At 70.0% G+C, this 17,046-nt stretch carries 12 protein-coding genes and 1 pseudogene; 6 read left to right on the forward strand and 7 right to left on the reverse strand.

The window, feature by feature from the left end:
• The first annotated feature begins 84 nt into the window (after window positions 1-84).
• Window positions 85-612, forward strand: coding sequence for a hypothetical protein (locus tag ACIPFH_RS21475; protein ID WP_401828471.1), 528 nt, complete (start codon window positions 85-87; stop codon window positions 610-612).
• A 50-nt stretch (window positions 613-662) separates the two neighbouring features.
• Here the strand turns inward: ACIPFH_RS21475 and clpB are convergent, their stop codons facing one another.
• Window positions 663-3,275, reverse strand: coding sequence for an ATP-dependent chaperone ClpB (gene clpB / locus ACIPFH_RS21480; protein WP_401828473.1), 2,613 nt, complete (start codon window positions 3,273-3,275; stop codon window positions 663-665).
• A 120-nt stretch (window positions 3,276-3,395) separates the two neighbouring features.
• Here clpB and ACIPFH_RS21485 point away from each other — a divergent pair, with 120 nt between their 5' ends.
• Window positions 3,396-3,809: a pyridoxamine 5'-phosphate oxidase family protein gene (locus ACIPFH_RS21485; RefSeq protein WP_401828475.1), complete on the forward strand. Its 414-nt coding sequence runs from the start codon at window positions 3,396-3,398 to the stop codon at window positions 3,807-3,809.
• 154 nt (window positions 3,810-3,963) lie between these two features.
• Here ACIPFH_RS21485 and ACIPFH_RS21490 read toward each other — a convergent pair whose 3' ends face one another.
• Window positions 3,964-4,299 (reverse strand): hypothetical protein, encoded by a 336-nt coding sequence (locus tag ACIPFH_RS21490; RefSeq protein ID WP_069768324.1) that lies wholly within the window; start codon window positions 4,297-4,299, stop codon window positions 3,964-3,966.
• Between the two features lie 528 nt (window positions 4,300-4,827).
• Here ACIPFH_RS21490 and ACIPFH_RS21495 point away from each other — a divergent pair.
• Together ACIPFH_RS21495 and ACIPFH_RS21500 are read left to right on the forward strand one after the other, a co-directional pair.
• Window positions 4,828-5,676 (forward strand): hypothetical protein, encoded by an 849-nt coding sequence (locus ACIPFH_RS21495; protein ID WP_020129176.1) that lies wholly within the window; start codon window positions 4,828-4,830, stop codon window positions 5,674-5,676.
• A 61-nt stretch (window positions 5,677-5,737) separates the two neighbouring features.
• Entirely contained in the window at window positions 5,738-6,799 is a 1,062-nt protein-coding gene (locus ACIPFH_RS21500; protein ID WP_401828476.1) for a helix-turn-helix transcriptional regulator, read from the forward strand.
• Here ACIPFH_RS21500 and ACIPFH_RS21505 read toward each other — a convergent pair.
• Window positions 6,690-7,799: a LuxR C-terminal-related transcriptional regulator gene (locus ACIPFH_RS21505; protein ID WP_401828477.1), complete on the reverse strand. Its 1,110-nt coding sequence runs from the start codon at window positions 7,797-7,799 to the stop codon at window positions 6,690-6,692. The genes ACIPFH_RS21500 and ACIPFH_RS21505 overlap by 110 nt on opposite strands.
• A gap of 380 nt (window positions 7,800-8,179) precedes the next feature.
• Between ACIPFH_RS21505 and ACIPFH_RS21510 the strand changes: the two are divergent.
• Window positions 8,180-8,526: pseudogene (locus tag ACIPFH_RS21510) on the forward strand (circularly permuted type 2 ATP-grasp protein); the annotation flags it as partial.
• A 105-nt stretch (window positions 8,527-8,631) separates the two neighbouring features.
• Here the strand turns inward: ACIPFH_RS21510 and ACIPFH_RS21515 are convergent.
• A complete protein-coding gene (locus ACIPFH_RS21515) occupies window positions 8,632-9,741 on the reverse strand; it encodes a sugar ABC transporter substrate-binding protein (protein ID WP_401828479.1) in 1,110 nt (369 codons plus the stop codon).
• Window positions 9,742-10,350: 609 nt separating this feature from the next.
• Between ACIPFH_RS21515 and ACIPFH_RS21520 the strand changes: the two genes are divergently transcribed.
• A complete protein-coding gene (locus ACIPFH_RS21520) occupies window positions 10,351-11,628 on the forward strand; it encodes a hypothetical protein (RefSeq protein ID WP_401828480.1) in 1,278 nt (425 codons plus the stop codon).
• A gap of 74 nt (window positions 11,629-11,702) precedes the next feature.
• Here ACIPFH_RS21520 and ACIPFH_RS21525 read toward each other — a convergent pair whose 3' ends face one another.
• Genes ACIPFH_RS21525 through ACIPFH_RS21535 form a run of 3 tightly spaced genes read right to left on the reverse strand, consistent with a single transcriptional unit; the run spans window position 11,703 to window position 17,044 of the window.
• Complete coding sequence (locus tag ACIPFH_RS21525; protein WP_401828481.1) at window positions 11,703-13,433, reverse strand: type IV secretory system conjugative DNA transfer family protein; 1,731 nt, start codon at window positions 13,431-13,433, stop codon at window positions 11,703-11,705.
• A 59-nt stretch (window positions 13,434-13,492) separates the two neighbouring features.
• On the reverse strand, window positions 13,493-14,881 hold the full coding sequence (locus ACIPFH_RS21530; protein WP_401828483.1) for a PQQ-binding-like beta-propeller repeat protein: 1,389 nt from the start codon (window positions 14,879-14,881) through the stop codon (window positions 13,493-13,495).
• 54 nt (window positions 14,882-14,935) lie between these two features.
• A complete protein-coding gene (locus ACIPFH_RS21535) occupies window positions 14,936-17,044 on the reverse strand; it encodes a peptidoglycan DD-metalloendopeptidase family protein (protein ID WP_401828485.1) in 2,109 nt (702 codons plus the stop codon).
• Window positions 17,045-17,046: the final 2 nt, after the last annotated feature.

The following is a 17,046-nucleotide window of genomic DNA, read 5'->3' on the forward strand; positions in this document are numbered from 1 at the left end:
AAGCCCGGCAGGGGCCTGTCAGCCCTGAGCTGACATGATCCGGCCTGTTGCACCAAGGGGCGGTGACGGGTGGAGGGGAATCGCATGGCGAACGAGCGAAGCGAGACTGGCGAGCGGCCCGCGGCGGTCGTACCGCCGGAGCCGGGGGGCCGGACGCGGTGGGGCCTCGTGGCGGCGATCCTCGCTCTGCCGGTGTCACTGGTGGTGGGCCTGGTGGCGCTGGCCGTCGTCTGGGTGCTGACCGACGACGAGGAACAGGACGGGACCCGGATCGAGAAGGTGCCCTGTGCCGAGGCGCTGGCCTTCGGCGGGGCCGAGCTGCCGACGGGCGCGCAGGACGCGAAGTGCACGGTGGAATCCTGGATGGACACGAACTACCAGGCCGATTTCCGCATGCCGCGCGCGGCCGTGAGCGCCTGGCTGACGGACACCTACCCCGAGGCGCCCGAGCCCGGCGGCCCGGGCACCCAGGCCTGCGTCCACGGCTCGGACTACTGCTTCCAGCTCGACGTCACCGGGCATCCCGGGACGGACGCGTACTACGTCAACGTGAACGTGACCTACGTGAACGCCGAGACCGCGCGGGTGCGGTACTCGGCGTTCACCACGTGACGTGAGCCGGGGCGGGGTCCAGGGCGGCGACAGGGGCAGGGGCAGCAGCGCTACAGCGTCGTGCCCGTCGTGCCCGTCGTCGGGCCGACGATCAGGCCCTCGCCCTCACCGAAGGTGTCCACGCGTACCGTGTCGCCGTCCTTGACCTCGCCGGCCAGGATCTCCTTGGCGAGCCGGTCACCGATGGCCGTCTGGACCAGGCGGCGCAGCGGGCGGGCGCCGTACGCCGGGTCGTTGCCCTCGTCGGCGAGCCAGGCGAGGGCCGCGTCGGTGACCTCCAGGGTGAGACGGCGTTCGGCGAGCCGCTTGGCCAGGCGGTCGATCTGGAGGCGGGCGATCCGCTCCAGCTCCACCTTGTTCAGCGCCGAGAAGACGACCAGGTCGTCGAGCCGGTTGAGGAACTCCGGCTTGAAGGACGCCCTCACCACCTCCAGGACCTGCTCCTTCTTCTGCGCCTCGGTGGACACCGGGTCCACCAGGTACTGGCTGCCCAGGTTCGACGTCAGCACCAGGATGGTGTTGCGGAAGTCGACCGTGCGGCCCTGACCGTCGGTCAGCCGGCCGTCGTCCAGGACCTGGAGCAGGACGTCGAAGACCTCCGGGTGCGCCTTCTCCACCTCGTCGAGCAGCACCACGCTGTACGGGCGCCTGCGCACCGCCTCCGTGAGCTGGCCGCCCTCCTCGTAGCCGATGTAGCCGGGAGGCGCGCCGACCAGACGGGCCACGCTGTGCTTCTCGCCGTACTCCGACATGTCGATGCGGATCATCGCCCGCTCGTCGTCGAAGAGGAAGTCGGCGAGGGCCTTCGCCAGCTCGGTCTTGCCGACACCGGTCGGGCCGAGGAACAGGAAGGAGCCGGTGGGGCGGTCGGGGTCGGCGATGCCGGCCCGGGAGCGGCGTACGGCGTCGGAGACCGCCTGGACCGCCTCCGCCTGGCCGATGAGGCGACGGCCCAGCTCCTCCTCCATGCGCAGCAGCTTCTGCGTCTCGCCCTCCATGAGGCGGCCCGCCGGGATGCCGGTCCAGGAGGCGACGACGTCGGCGATGTCGTCCGAGCCGACCTCCTCCTTGACCATGGTGTCGCTGGCGGCCTCCTCCTCGGCCTGGGAGGCGGCCTCCAGGTCGCGCTCCAGGGTGGGGATCTCGCCGTAGAGCAGCTTGCTGGCGGTGTCGAAGTCGCCGTCGCGCTGGGCGCGTTCGGCCTGGCCGCGCAGTTCGTCGAGCTTCTCCTTCAGCTCGCCGACCCGGTTGAGGGACTGCTTCTCCTTCTCCCAGCGGGCGGTGAGCTGGCGCAGCTCCTCCTCCTTGTCGGCGAGGTCGCGGCGCAGCTTCTCCAGCCGCTCGCGGGAGGCGGCGTCCGTCTCCTTGCTGAGCGCCAGTTCCTCCATCTTCAGCCGGTCCACGGACCGCTGGAGTTCGTCGATCTCGACCGGGGAGGAGTCGATCTCCATGCGGAGGCGGGAGGCCGCCTCGTCGACCAGGTCGATGGCCTTGTCGGGGAGGAATCGGGAGGTGATGTACCGGTCGGAGAGGGTCGCGGCGGCGACCAGCGCCGCGTCCGCGATCTGCACCTTGTGGTGGGCCTCGTAGCGGCCCTTGAGACCGCGCAGGATCGCGATGGTGTCCTCGACCGTCGGCTCCGCCACCAGCACCTGCTGGAAGCGGCGCTCCAGCGCCGGGTCCTTCTCGATCCGCTCCCGGTACTCGTCGAGCGTCGTGGCGCCGACCATGCGCAGTTCACCGCGCGCGAGCATCGGCTTGAGCATGTTGCCGGCGTCCATGGCGGAGTCGCCGCCGGCGCCCGCGCCGACGACCGTGTGCAGCTCGTCGATGAAGGTGATGATCTGGCCTTCGGAGTCCTTGATCTCGGCCAGGACGGTCTTCAGCCGCTCCTCGAACTCGCCCCGGTACTTGGCGCCCGCGACCATCGCGCCGAGGTCGAGCGCGACGAGCCGCTTGTTCTTGAGGGACTCGGGCACGTCGCCCTTGACGATCCGCTGTGCCAGGCCCTCGACGACGGCGGTCTTGCCGACGCCCGGCTCGCCGATGAGCACGGGGTTGTTCTTGGTGCGCCGGGAGAGGACCTGCACGACGCGCCGGATCTCCTGGTCCCGCCCGATGACGGGGTCGAGCTTGCCCTCGCGGGCGGCGGCGGTGAAGTCCGTCCCGAACTTCTCCAGGGCCTTGTACTGCCCCTCGGGATCGGCGCTGGTCACCCGGCGCCCGCCGCGGGCCTTGCGGAACGCCTCCTGGAGCTTCTTCGGGGTCGCTCCCTGCCGGCTGAGCACGTCGGCGGCCTGCCCGCCCTTGGCGGCGATGCCGATCAGCAGGTGCTCGGTGGACAGGTACTCGTCACCGAGGTCGCGGGCCCGGCTCTGCGCGTCCGCGATGACGGCGAGCAGCTCGCGGTTGGGCTGCGGGGGCGCGACGGTGGACCCGGTCACGCTGGGCAGCGCGCCGATCACCTTCTCGGCCCCGGCCCGCACGGCGGCCTGGTCGGCGTCGACGGCGGCCAGAAGATCGACGATGTTGTCGTTTTCCTGCCCCTGGAGCAGAGCCAGCAGCAGGTGGGCGGGGATGAGGTCGGCGTGTCCCTGGGACACGGCGGTGTTGCTGGCCGCGTTGATCGCGTCCCGGCTCCGGTTGGTCAGCTCGGCGTCCACGTTCGCTGTCTCCTCCTTGCGTCAGCGCTCTCCCGTACTGACTCAGTCAGCGTACACAAAGTTGAGTCTATTCCGCTCAAGGTGCGCGCCGGGAGTCCGGTACGGGTTAGGTTCCGGACCATGGCCGCATACCCCCAGGACCCGGGCGCCCCGGAGGCGCCGTACCTCGCCTTCTGGCGGGAACGACACCTGTGCACCCTGACCACACCACGCCCGGACGGCAGTCCGCACGTGGTTCCGGTCGGAGTGACGTACGACCCCGAGGCCCGGCTCGCCCGGGTGATCGCGCACCGGGGCAGCACGAAGGTGGGCAACGTCCTCGCGGCGGGGCCGGACGGCGCCCGGGTCGCGGTGTGTCAGGTCGACGGCGGGCGCTGGGCCACTCTGGAGGGCAGGGCGCGCGTGCGCAGGGACCCGGACCGGGTCGCGGAGGCGGAGCGCCGGTACGCGGAGCGCTACGGGCGCACACCGAGCCCGAACCCCGAGCGGGTGGTGATCGAGATCGAGCTGACCCGGGCGATGGGCCGCGGTTGACCAGATCCGTCCCCGTCGTTTTTCGGCCAACGCTCAAGCAGGCGCTTGTACGGAAATGTCGCCGCAAACTGCAGCGGCGTCACCGTGTTCAGGTCACGGTGACGCCGCTGCGGGGGGAAGCACCTGAGCGATCTGTTACGACGGGGGAATCGCGTCAGGCACTGCGGGGGGTGGCTGAGATGGTCTTCAGGGGCGGAGCCTCGGGCTCGACGAGCCTGTGGTCCCGCTGGTCCAGGTTCACAAAGATCATTCCGTATCGGATGGCGCACCGCACGGGCTGCGGCGCCCCCCGGGGCTTGCGCAGGCACCGGTAGGCCCGTACGTCCTCGTCCTCGTCGCGTGTCACGACCACCGGCTCGCCGAACACGGTCACCATCAACGAGTCACCACTGTGGGGGATGGCGGTGACCAGGTCGATGAAGTGCCAGCCGGAGCGGTAGGCGGTGGCCATTTCGCGGCGGAAGGAGCGGTCGTCGGGTGGAGTGGTCATGACTCGGCGACCCACGTACTGTCGCCGGGAGCGACCCAAGTGCTGTCACCCGGCACGTCTGCCGCCGTGACGACCCACGTGCTGTCGCGTGGCGCGACCCACGTACTGTCCCCGAGCGGCGCGGCGACGGTCTCGGTACCCGTGCTCCAGGTACTGTCGCGCGCCGTGTCACCCGTCGTTCCCGCAAGGCCACTCAGCGCCCCGAAGGCCAAGGCGGCGGAGAAGGCGGCGGCAAGCGCCGAGCGAAGCATTCTCTTATGCATAGTCGGCTTCGTCCTCATTTGAAGGTCACCTCTCCCCCGTCCACTACGACGATGGCCCATTCGGGCACGTCATGGCCACACAATCGATGCATCATGTTCCTGCACGTTCAGGACCCTGGGGGGTGGAGATTTGACGAAAAATCAGACAAAGCAGACACATCCTCATGCGTCGACTGAGCTGTGCGAGGAAGGTCACCGTCTCTATGGGAACGCTCTTCGGACGGGCCGCATAGCCCGTGCGGACGTGGAGCCCGCTCCGTGTTTGATGGAGTTCGCCCTGCTACACGCGGATCCCGACGACGCGAACTGGCTACGTCCGGTGCCCCCGTCGATCGCCCTGTCCCAGCTGCTCAACCCGATCGAACGCGAGATCACCCAGCGCAGACGGCTGTCGGTGGAACTCGCCGACGCTTTCGAGCCGTTCATGACCCTCAGCGCCCAGCCGACGCCGACCACACACTCGATCACGGTGCTGGAGGGCATCGACCGGATCAACGCGGCACTCGATCTGGCCACGTCCCAGTGCCAGACCGAGATGCTCACCGTCCAGCCGAGCCGCCGGCGCCTCGAGCACACCCTCGTCCAGGGACTCGAGCGCGACAGACCGCTGATCGACCGCGGCTGCCGGATCCGGACCCTCTACCAGCACACGGCCCGGTACAGCCCCGAGACACTCGGCTACGTCTCCCAGTTCACCGACGGCAAGGTGGAGTACCGCACCATCGACGAACTCGTGGAGCGGCTGATCATCTGCGACGAGACCGTGGCCTTCATCCCGACCCGGGACGACGGACAGGTCGCCCTCGAACTCCGTCACCCGGGGCTCGTCCGCTACCTGATCAAGGTCTTCGAGTTCATGTGGGGCCGCGCGGTGCCGCTCGCAACCGGCGCCCCCTACGAGACCGCCCCCGACGGCATCACGGACATCCAGCACTCCATCGCCAAGCTCCTCGTCGAGGGGCATGTCGACGAGGCCATAGCCCGCCGTCTCGGCATGAACGTACGGACCTGCCGGGCCCACATAGCCAAACTCGCCACCGCTCTGGGCAGCGGCAGCCGCGCCCAGCTCGGATTCCTCATAGCCCAGTCGGGGATCCTCAAACAGGAACCCTGACACCCGCCCCTCACCGGCGCCCCCCACGGTCCGGAATCCTCGAACAGGAGAAAGAATCGCAGTGAAGGCGCCGCCGCACCCCCACCACGGCGTGGAGAACCTGTGCGCCGCGGGCACGAAGCTCTACGAACAGGCCCTGCGCAACGGGCGCGTCAAGACCGAGGAGGCCGAGGCGGCGGCCCCCTGTCTGCTGTCCTTCGGCCTGCTGCACCCGGTCGTGGACGACCTGGGCCAACTCGAACCCGTGTCCCCGGCCCTCGCGCTGCACCGTCTGCTGCGCGCCTCGGGCACCCGCATCGCCGACGAACGGCGCCGCGAGGAACGACTGACGACCCTGTTCGAACCCCTCATGCGGATCACCGGCAGCCGCACCGCCGCCACGGATCCCGCCCTGCTCCTGCTGAGCGGCACGGAACGCATCAACGGGGCCATCACCGAGGCGACGGCCGAGGCCACGGACGAGCTGCTCTGCATCCAGCCCAACGTCCACTACAGCGGGCCGCGCGGCCAGACGGCCCAGACCGTCGCCATGGCCCGCGACCAGGCACTCCTGGACCGGGGCTGCCGCATGCGCACCCTCTACCAGCACACCCAGCGCCACCAGCCCCTCGTACTGGCCCGCTACGAGCAGCTCCGGGGCGATGTGGAGGCCCGCACCCTCGACGAGGTCACCGACCGCCTCATCGTCATCGACGGCAAGGTCGCCTTCATCCCCGCCGGCGAGGACGGGCGACTGGCCCTGGAGGTCCGCCATCCGGCGCTCCTGACCTACTTCACCGTCACCTTCGACCGCCTCTGGCGGCTGGCCACGCCCATGTACCCGCAAGCGGTCCACCGCCCCTCCCTCAACGGCATCACCCCCCGGCAGCAGGCCATCGCCGCCCTCCTCGTCGAAGGGCACACCGACGCCGTCATCGCCGACCGCCTCGGCATGAACATCCGCACCGCGCGCGTCCACATCGCCAAACTCGCCGCCACCCTCGGCAGCGAGAGCCGCGCCCAACTCGGCTACCTCATAGGGCAGTCGGGGATCCTTGACCGGGAACAGAGCCGGAACCGGACGCCGGGGCAGGAGCAGCAGCCGGGGCCGGACCAGGGACCGGACCCGGCGCCGGGAGACTGACCGGCGGCGGGTCCGCCGCCCCGGACGGCCGGTCCAGGCCGACCTGCGCGATCCGCACCCCCAGCTGGGTCCGGCTGGCCGCGCCCAGGGTCTCCGAGAGACGGGCGATGTGGGCCCGGCAGGTGCGGACGCTGATGCCCAGGCGCTCCGCGATCACCGCGTCCTGGTGCCCCTCCGCCAGCAGGGCGGCGATGGACTGCTCGCGGTGCGAGATGCCCTCGATACGGGTCTCGGGCAGCGGCGCGGTGAGCGGGATCGCCAGCCGCCAGAGCCGCTCGAAGACCGTCACCAGGTAGGAGATCAGCGCCGGGTGGCGCAGCTCCAGGGCCATCGTGCGGTCGGTGTTCGCGGGGATGAAGGCGACCGTGCGGTCGAACAGGATCAGCCGGTCGATGACCTCGTCCAGCGTGCGGGCCTCCACCGCGTCGCCCATCAGCTCCAGATAGGTGAGCAGACCCTGGCCGTGCCGGGCCACGTGGTTGTAGATGTCCCGCATGCGCACGCCCCGGCCGCGCAGCTCCAACGCCCGGTGCAGGCCCTCCGACAGCTCGTGCTCCCGCCGGATGCCGCCGGGCTGCACGGTGAGCACCTCGGTCCTGCACGCCTCGGTCGCCGCGTCCAGAGCGGCCTGGATGCGCGAGGAGCCGTCCAGGACCCGGATCGCCGCGCCCTCAACGGCCGTCGCGCCCGCCGGCCCGCCCAGGCCCGCGTACCACTCGAAGGCGGCGACCGCCGAGCCCATCCGGCGCCGGCTCGCGCTCACCTCGTCGTACAGACCGCGCAGCAGCCGGGTCATGACCTCCTGCGGGGAGGTCGGCACCAGCCAGTCCATGTCGTCGGGGTCGGGGTGCAGGAGGGCGAGTTCCAGAAGGCAGGGGACCGGCTCGGCGTCGGTCCGTGGCACCCGACCGCGCCGTACGGCCCGGGAATACACCCGATCCCCGGCATCGCACAGCCGGTCGGCACCGTGTGGATGCTGCTCCGTCCCGTGCCCGGCCATCGCCCATCCCACCCCCGCCGTACGCCTCTTCCGGAGCGCAACTATGCGCGGCCCGGACCGGGTCCGCAACAAGGCTCCTCCGGCCGACGCCATGGAAATCGGCCTCTCTGTACCTGTTTCTCCCGGCCTCCTCCCCTCGCACTGCAACAAGCTGACGGTGGTGCAGGAGGTATGCCACGGTGCATCGTTGGTCCTGCTTGCCCCCCGGGTGCTCCCCACTCGGGGGACAGCGAGGCCAACCCGGCCGGACCACGGGGGAGTCCGGCCGGGCCACGGGCCCATCACCGCCCGCAGGGGCCCACGCGGACTGGCGCGGACCCGTGCGCTCACGGAAATACCCGGGTGATCGCCGCGTCACGTCCCGCGCTTGGCGTCAGGTCATGGCGGACACATTCGACGCGTACGCGCCGGCCGACGCGTGGGACGAGATGTTCGAGCGGGCGGGTGAGGTCAGGACCGCCTGCGAACCGGTGGACGCGGCGCTCCGGCTGATCGGACCGGGTGAACTGCGCTTGCGGGCCGACCAGATGGCCCGCGGGTTCACCGACCGCGGGTGACCTACGCCTTCGCCGGCGAGGAGCGGTCGGGGCCGCTCGACCCGGCGCCCAGAATCCTCGGCGCCCATGGGATCGCATACAAAGAGGCGTCGCTCAGCGGATCAGAGCCCTGGAGGCCTGTCTCGCCGACGCCCACGGGCCCTGCCGCGCCTTTCGAGGACGGTGTCGTCCACGAGCGCTGCCGGACCCGGAACACGCGGGCGCGGGTGCACCGATGTGCGGTCACCGACCGGGCGGTGTCGGTCGGTGACCGACCGCCCGCCGGGCGCACACGCTCAGAGCAGCTTGAGGGCCTGGCAGGCGGCCTTGTACTTGGCGGTGCAGATCTCGGAGACCGTGTAGATGCCGTCGGCGATGATGGTCGTCTTGATGTTGTCCTTGACCAGCGCGACCACGGGCACCAGCTTGGCCGGGATGTTCTTGTTGGTCGGGCTGTCGACCTTGTCCCGGGTGAGGGCGTCGAACTGGAGGTCGCGGCCCTGGACCTTGGCGACGGCCGCCTCGGCGGCGGCCTCGGCCTCGCTGGCATACGGCTTGTAGACGCTCATGAACTGCTCGCCGCTGAGGATGCGCTGCACGGCCGGCAGCTCCGCGTCCTGGCCGGTGATCGGGGGCAGGTCGCCGTCGCTGACGCCCGCGGCCTTCAGGGCCTTGATGATGCCGCCGGCCATGGCGTCGTTGGCGGAGTAGACGCCGGCGATGTTGGACGCGCCCAGTGCGTCGATCGCCTTGGTCATGTTGGCCTGGGCGACCTCCGGGCTCCACTTGTCGGTGTCGTACGACTTCGCCACCGTCACCCGGCCGTTGAGCTCGCTGAGCGCGCCCGCCTTGAACTGTCCGGCGTTCGGGTCGGTGGGCGAGCCGTTCACCATGACGACCTTGTCACTGGCCTCGGCGTTGGGGATGGCCTCCACGAGGGTGCGGCCCTGCACCTCGCCGACGAGCTCGTTGTCGAAGGAGACGTACCCGTCGATCGGACCCTGGGCCAGGCGGTCGTAGGCGATGACGGGGATGTTCGCGTCCTTGGCCTTCTGCACCAGGGGCGCGATCTTCTTCGAGTCGACGGCGTCCAGCAGGATGACGTCGACCTTGTCGTCGATCATCTTCTGCATCTGGGTGCTCTGCGTCTCGACTTCCCCGGCCGCGTTCGCGTACTCGGTCCTGCCCTTGCCCTGGGTGAGCTCGGTGACCTTCTTCTTGATGATGGGGTAGTCGAAGTCCGCGTACCGGGTGTTGGTCTCCTCCGGCATCAGCACGCCCACCGCGATGTCGTTGCTCCGGGTCGGAGTCGCGCTGGCGCTGTTCTCCGAAGCCCCCAGCATCCCGCACCCGGCAAGCGAGAGGGACATTGTGGAGGCGACCACAGCTATGGCGATACGACGCATTCGGGGGCTCACTTCAGGTGCGTTCGGTGCGATCCGGACATGGGTGCGGCATGTTGGACCCAGGTGTCTGAAAAAGACAACGCGGCCGCGACCACCGGCGTCAAGCCGAACTACTTAACGAAGTAGCAACATCACCCTCCGTTTAACGCGTGAAGACGCATGGAGACGATGCGAAGGGGTTGCGAAGAGCCGGCCAGGAACCCGGGCGGGCATGTGGGGCGTACACAGGGACCTGCGCGGGATGCGGGGCCCCGCAGGGATTCGGGCAGGGACGCGGGGAAGGAGAGCCCCGCCGGACTCGCCGCAGCCACCGCGGGTCACCGGCGGAGCGGAGTGTGATCCCCCGGTTATACGCCCGTGACCTGCGGAATTGCCGCTTCCGGCGCTGTTGCGAAGTGGTGACGGAGCGACGATTGATCAAGCATGGGTACCGGGTGAAGATGAGTGCACCGCGAGCCGCCGGGGGGAACGCAGGACCGGCCGGGCGAACGGACGCTCTCTCTGCTCGCAGCTCTTCTCTCAGCTCTTCCTTCTCCGTTCTTCCGTTCTTCCGGTCGCCTCTTCGTCGTGCACCGGTTCTTCTCCGTTGATTCCTTGGGGGGATTCATCATGTCCGCTCGTTCCGTCGCCGCCCGCCGCATCCGTACCGTGGCCGCGACCGCCGTCGTCACCTCTGTCGCCGGCGCCGCCTTCGTCCCGGCCACCGCCGTCGCCGCCGACAAGGCGGGCGAGCACGCGCTGAAGATGACGCTCGGCGCGCCCACCCCCAACGGCCCGCTCAAGCGCGGCGGGGCGACCGAGTCGATGATCCTCACGGTCACCAACTCCTCCGACAAGGCACAGGACTTCTCCGCCTGGCTGCCGGGCGAGCCCGACGGTCCGAGCCCGGTGCTGAAGGACTCCATCGTCTTCGACGTGACCCCGATCGACGCGCCCGCGACCAAGTCCGCCATCGGTCACCAGGACGGCTACTTCCAGGGCGAGTTCTACCCCGCCTCCGGCAAGGCGTTCTCCGCTTTCTCCGTCCCTGCGAAGACCGAGTTCACCTGGAAGGTCACCTTCGGTCTCAGTGCCACGTACCCGACCAACGACGGTGACTTCACGCTGCACGCGGGCCGGCTGGTGGGCGACATCGACGACGCCCCGGCGCGCAACACCGTCGTGTTCAAAACCGACCCGCAGATCAAGCCCGGCAAGCTGAACCAGGCCTGGGTGCGCAACGACAACGCCGTCGCCCGCCCGGGGGAGCGTGCCGGCCTGCTGCTCGAGGCCCGAGCCGACGGCCCCGGCGAGTTCCCCGCCGTACTGCACCGCACCGTCTCCGCGCAGGGCTTCCGTCAGGGCGCGGGCCACCCCGACTTCATCCTCGAGGCCAAGATCGACGGCAAGATCGTGAAGCTGAAGGAGAGCGCCGACAGCGAGTGGGAGCTGCCCGACCTCCCGAAGGGCTTCGGCGCGGCTTCCGGGCTGGCGAGCATCGACCTCTACCTCTCCCTGGGCGAGCACAGCGACATCAAGAAGGACACGGCCGTACCGCTGGAGGCGATGATCTCCATGGATGGATCCGGGTACTTCAACACGATGACGACGAACGTGACGGCCGGTCCGGCCAAGACCACCCCGAGCTCGCCGTCGGCAACCCCGTCGACGCCCGCGTCGCAGTCGCCGTCCGCATCCGCGACCCCGTCGGCGTCCGCGTCCAGCTCCGCGGCCACCACCACGGGTGGCACGACCGGCGGCACCACGAACACCCCGAGCGCTACCGGTTCGCTCGCCAACACCGGTTCGGGCGGCGGCCTTTACGGCGCCCTGGCCGCCGTCCTGCTGGCCGTCGGCGGCGCGGCTGCGTGGTTCGGCACGCGTCGTCGGCGGGTGGCGCGCGTCTGATCCACCGCGCGACACCGACGAGGGGCCCGGAGGTATCGACCTCCGGGCCCCTCGTCGGTGTCGCGGTGCTGCTGTCAGCGCGCCCCGGGGTCGTACTTCTTCAGCGAGGCCTGGACCTCGGCGGCGTACGCGCCCTCCCACCACGGAACCGTCTCGACCAGCACCGGCTTGGTGCCGGAGGCGAGGACGAGGGCCCGGCCGGGCGGCATCGCGCCGAGGTCGGAGACGTGGAGGACGCGTTCGCGGCGCGTGGACTCGCTGATCGCGCGGTTGCCGGACCAGCCGCCGAACTCCGACTCACGGCTGGTCTGGTACTCACGCAGCTCGAACTCGCCGGCCAGCTCGCTCAGGTCGCCCAGGAAGCGGGTGTCGGAGACGCCGCCGCCGTAGACGCGGACGTTCGCGGCGGACCACAGCTTCTCCATGCCGCGCTCGCCCCACACCTCGATGCCCTGCGCCCAGGACTGGAGGATCGTCATCAGGATGATGCCGCGCGAGCCGTAGTGCGAGTACAGGTCGGGCAGGGACCGCCAGCGGCACACGTTGGCCGCCTCGTCGAGGACACCGACGAGGGGCAGCGGGAGGCGGCCGCCCCGCTGGGTGGTGGCGTACTCCTCGGCGGCCTCGACGACGGCCACGGTGAGCGCGGTCACGAGCGGCCCGGCGGAGTCGCGCCCCTCCCTGCTGAGCGAGTACAGGGTGCCGCCACCGCGGACGAACCGATGCGGGTCGAACTCCCCCGCGTGCTCGTCGGCGGGCGGCGTGACCCACCGGTTGACCTCGGGGTTCACCAGGCAGGACGCCATCTGCTGGGCGACGCCGTAGATGCCGCTGCGCTGCTTGTCGGGTGCGTTGATCACACCGGCCAGCCCGTCCGCGGACATGGCGTGACCGGCGCCGCGCAGGATGCGTTCCGGGGCGTCGTCCTTGGGGTTGGACAGCCAGGTGTAGATCTGGGTGATCGGCGCCTTGGCGCAGGCGGCGGCGAGCAGCAGGTTGGCGAGCAGGTCCTGGCCGGCCGGGTCGAAGAAGGCGTCGGTGGAGGCGTTGGCGTCACGTGAGCCGCTGGCGAAGTGGTCGGCCATCTTGCGGGCCTTGGCGACGTCGGTGACGTACGACAGCGGGTTCCACCACCAGCTGGGCTCCTCCTGCGCCACCTGCTGCGGGTCGAACACCCACACCGGTCCGCGCGCGGTCCGCGGACCCCGGGTGGCGTCCACGATGTCGCGCTTGTTGGAGGTGACGAGGACGGCGCCGGGGCCGTCGAGGATGGCGGGGATGGCCCGCCGGGTCGTCTTGCCGGTCCGCGGACCCCAGATGTCGACGTGCATGTCCTCGTACGACCCGAACAGCGGCTGGCGTCCCTTGACGGACCGTCCGATGAACACCCCCGGAGTGCTCGACCGCACCCCGAGGCGCTCGGCGGTGGCGGCCGCGCCCTTCATGGTCAGCTTGCCGAGCTCCTCGCCCTTCGCGAGGTGCTGGGCGGCGCCGTCCACCTTGGGCTTGTTCCTGAACCGCTCCCGCACCCGGTAGGCGGCCAGGCCGAGGATCCCGACCACCACCGCCTCCCCGGCCGCGACGGCACTGGCCGCGGAACCGGGCCAGCTGTAGTCCCCCTTGATCACCTCGACGAGGAACGTCAGCGGGTTGCCGGGCGGCGCGGGCGCGTCGGCGTACCCGGCCCCGACCTTCGCCGCCAGCCAGGCACCGGCACCGACGAGGAGCACGACCGCGACCGCGATGACGATCTCGAAGGTCCAGTCGTCCTCGGCGCGGGGTTTCTTCTGCTGTTCTGCGGTCACCCGCGGGTCCGTCCTTTCTGGACTACTTCAACTGTCTGGGGAGTCGGTCGGGGGTCCGGTCAGGGCTTCGTCGCCGCGAAGGCGAAGAGGGTGTTGTCGGCGGGGATGAGTGTGTAGCCGTTGGTGGTGAACTGCGTGGGTGCGTCCGCCCCCTGGGGGAGCAGGCCCATCAGGCTCTTCGTCGCCATGGACAGGGCTCCCTGGTTGGACTCGAGCTCCGCGAACAGGACACCGCCCGCCGTCACCGCGACCGGCCGGATCTCCTTCTCGTCGGCCTCCTGTCGCCACAGCTCGGCACCTGTCGCGGTGTTCCAGGCCACCGCTTCTCCGGCGAAGTTGACGACGGCGGTCTTGCCGTCGGGGGAGACCACGGGGACGTCGACCTGGTCGAACTCCTTGAGCGTGGTGCGGGGACCGACGGCCAGGGTGGCTCCGGTGCGCAGGTCGACTGTGGTGATCACCGCGTCGTTGGAGCCGCTCGCCGACCAGACGAGGATTCCCTGGTCGCCGTGGAGGGCGTAGAGCTCGGCATCCGGTTCCTCTTCGTCCTCGATCTGCGCGACGACGTCCGTGGGCGGGGTGAGGTCCGTCGTGGTCCAGAGGGACTTGCCCGTGCTGCGGTCGATCACCGACAGGGGTTCGTTCCTGCCGTCGCCCTCGACCGTGTATCCCTGTCCGGTGCCGACGGGATCGGCCTCGGCGAACTTCGCGGGAAGCACGAGGTCCTTGCCGCCACCGATGGGCGCCAGCGTGCGGTCCTCGTCATCCTCGCCGGGCAGAAGCACATGCCCCCGGACTACGGGGAGTCCCGCATGCTCCTCGTCGGTGTACGTGGAGCTGCCCAGCTTCGTGCCGTTGGGCGCGTACATGGTGTAGACGGTCTTCACCGCGGCCTTCTTCAGGCCGCTGGCCTCGGTGTTCTCGCAGCTGCGGATCAGCACGGCCGGGGAGCCGTCCTTCCAGGTCCCTACCTGGACCTGCGCGTCGCGGCCGGGTGCGTCGCTCACGGACGGGTCGTACGTGCACTCGACGGTGAAGGCCTTGCGTTCCTTGCCGGTCGCCGCGTCGTAGAGGTGACCGACGAAGTGCGCCGTCTGCGGGTCGGTCTCGCCCTCCGCGACCGGCGCGGACAGGTCCTCGACCAGGAGGAAGGCGTCGCCGACCGCGCAAATGCCGTCCTGCCCCTGTTTGTCGGAGGCGAGAGCGGCGTCGCCGGCGCACCACTGGTAGCCATCGGTCTTCTGGGCAATGCTCCACGCGGGCTTCGCCGAGAGCCCGGGGATCGGGTCGCCCGGGTAGGCGAGCGACTTGGCCGCGGACGCCGACGCGTACGGGGAGGCCGGCCCCGTCGCCTCCTTACCCGCCGACTCGTCACCGCCTCCGCAGCCGGTGAGTAGTCCCAGAAACAGCACGGTACCGGCGATGAGGGCGGTACGTGGCTTCGTCAACTTCCTTGCTCCATCAGGTGAGGTCCGACATGAGTGGCGGGCACACGCCAGGCCTCAGGCGCCCGCGGTGTTGTTCGTGCCGTCGCCCTCGACGGCGTTCGTGCCCTGCGGGATCGGGACGCGGTAGACGCCGGTGATCTCGGCCTGGTAGTCCCAGGTGCTGAACTCGACCGACTTGCCCGGGCGAGGGGCGTGAAGGATCTTGTGCCCCTTGGCGTCCCAGACCAGCCCGACATGGCTCGACCTGCCGCCGCCCTCCGGCCCGAAGAAGATCACGTCACCGGGCTGGGCCTCGGACAGATCCACCTTGTACTTGCTCAGATAGGGCTGCTGCGAGTACGTCGTACTGCCGATATCGATCTTTCCGTCGCTGGCCATGTAGTACGCCCACTGGGTGAAGCTCGAGCAGTCGAAGCTGGTGGGGTTCTGACCCTGGAGGCGCGGTGCGCCGTACACGTACGGGGTGCCGATGCCACGCTGGGCCCAGCCGAGGACCGCGCGGATCACCGGGTCGTCGGAGTCGGGGATGACACCGGAGGCACCAGCGCCGTCGGGAGCGACGGCCGCGCCGCCGTTGCCCTCGGCGCACTGGGCGTACTGGGCGTCCCTGCTCTGCTCTTCGGAGCCGGGGACCGTGCCGTAGTCGGGGTTTCCAGTGACCCGGCCGTCCATCCAGGCCTTCGGGTCGACCATCCCGGGGCCTTGGTCCTGACCGCCGACGAACGGGTTGTCCACGCCGGGGACCCGGACCTCCCAGTGCAGGTGGGGTCCGGTGACGTTACCGGTGGCGCCGACCGTGCCGATCTGCTGACCGCGCTTGACGCTGTCGCCGACGGACACCTTGATCGTGGTCTGGTGCGCGTAGAGCGTGATGACGCCGTCCGCGTGCTGGATCTCCGTCTCGTTGCCGTACGAGCCGCCGGGGCCCGCGTGGACGACCTTGCCGTCGGCCGGGGCGTAGATCGGCGTACCCGAGGTGGCCACGAGGTCGAGGCCGGTGTGGTAGCCGAGGCTCCACATGCTGCCGTTCTGGTGGTAGGGCGTGCCCAGCGAGTAGGTGCCCTCCTTCATGGGCCACTGCCAGTCCTTGCCCCCCACCACGGTGGGCTGCTTGGCCTCGGGGAAGGCGACGGTCGTCACGCTCGTCGTGTTCGCGAGGCTCGTGGTGTACCCGGCGGGTGCCATGGCGGTGGTGGTCGAACCGTCGTCGTCCAGCGGCGGTGTGGACCACGAGCGGGCCGGCGACGAGGAGATGCTGAGAGCCTTGTTGGGCTGGGCGTCGTTGCCCACCGGCTCCGGGATGTCCGACTGCTGCCCGAGGGTCGGGAAGTCGGGGTTCTTCTCGACCGTCTCCTTCAGGTGCGCGTACCAGCGCTCGATGAGGTCCTGGTCACCGGTGAGCACCCCGCGGTACCGGGCGGCCTGGGTGAGGACGACTCGCGGGTAGATGGTGTTGGAGGCCGTGGAACCGGAGTAGTTCTGAAGCGCCTTGAAGGGCTCCGTCTCGGCCTTCTTGGCGTGCAGGAACTTGGCGGCGGCCCAGGCCGCGTCATCGATGTTGTAGAGGTCCTTCTTGCCGTCGTCGTTGCCGTCGGAGCCGTAGTCCGTCCAGGCCGGGGTACCGAACTGGAGGATGCCCATGTAGCCGAGGGAGTTCTTGCCACCGGGCGCGGCCGACTTGTCCTGGCCGTACTTGGTCTCCTGGTACATCTGCCCGGCGATGAGCGTCCAGTCGAGGCCGTCGTAGTTGGCGGCGGCGCGCATCGCGGCGAGGATCATCTTCGGCGGTATCTCCGCGCGCGCGGTCGCGCTCGGCATGTACATCTTGCCGGCCGGCATGATCGGGTTGGTGGCGGCGGCATCACCGGTGTTGCCGGCGCTGGCGTTGTCGGCGTAGTCGCCGCAGGCCGCGTTCGTCGCGCCGTTACCGACGCCGCCGACCATGCTGCCGATGAGCAGCAGGACCAGGAAGACCACGGAAGCGGCGGCCAGTCCGCCACCACCGCCGATGATCATCCACCACTTGAAACTCTTGTCCTTCTTCTTGCCGCCGTCGCCGTTCTGGCCTCCCCCGGGACCGGCCGCGAGCTTGCCCGCCTTCTTGGCGGACTTGGCAACCTTCGCGGCCTTGGCCGCGGCCGCGAGTACAGCGGGTGCCACCATGG

It is taken from the genome of Streptomyces sp. NPDC088157, assembly GCF_044741545.1.
Taxonomy (GTDB): Bacteria; Actinomycetota; Actinomycetes; order Streptomycetales; family Streptomycetaceae; genus Streptomyces.

Coding starts and splice junctions, on each gene's coding strand:
- ACIPFH_RS21520 (WP_401828480.1), top strand. CDS start 10,351: ATGTCCGCTCGTTCCGTCGCCGCCCGCCGCATCCGTACCGTGGCCGCG.
- ACIPFH_RS21515 (WP_401828479.1), bottom strand. CDS start 9,741: ATGCGTCGTATCGCCATAGCTGTGGTCGCCTCCACAATGTCCCTCTCG.
- ACIPFH_RS21495 (WP_020129176.1), top strand. CDS start 4,828: ATGGAGTTCGCCCTGCTACACGCGGATCCCGACGACGCGAACTGGCTA.
- ACIPFH_RS21485 (WP_401828475.1), top strand. CDS start 3,396: ATGGCCGCATACCCCCAGGACCCGGGCGCCCCGGAGGCGCCGTACCTC.
- ACIPFH_RS21505 (WP_401828477.1), bottom strand. CDS start 7,799: ATGGCCGGGCACGGGACGGAGCAGCATCCACACGGTGCCGACCGGCTG.
- ACIPFH_RS21475 (WP_401828471.1), top strand. CDS start 85: ATGGCGAACGAGCGAAGCGAGACTGGCGAGCGGCCCGCGGCGGTCGTA.
- ACIPFH_RS21535 (WP_401828485.1), bottom strand. CDS start 17,044: ATGGTGGCACCCGCTGTACTCGCGGCCGCGGCCAAGGCCGCGAAGGTT.
- ACIPFH_RS21490 (WP_069768324.1), bottom strand. CDS start 4,299: ATGACCACTCCACCCGACGACCGCTCCTTCCGCCGCGAAATGGCCACC.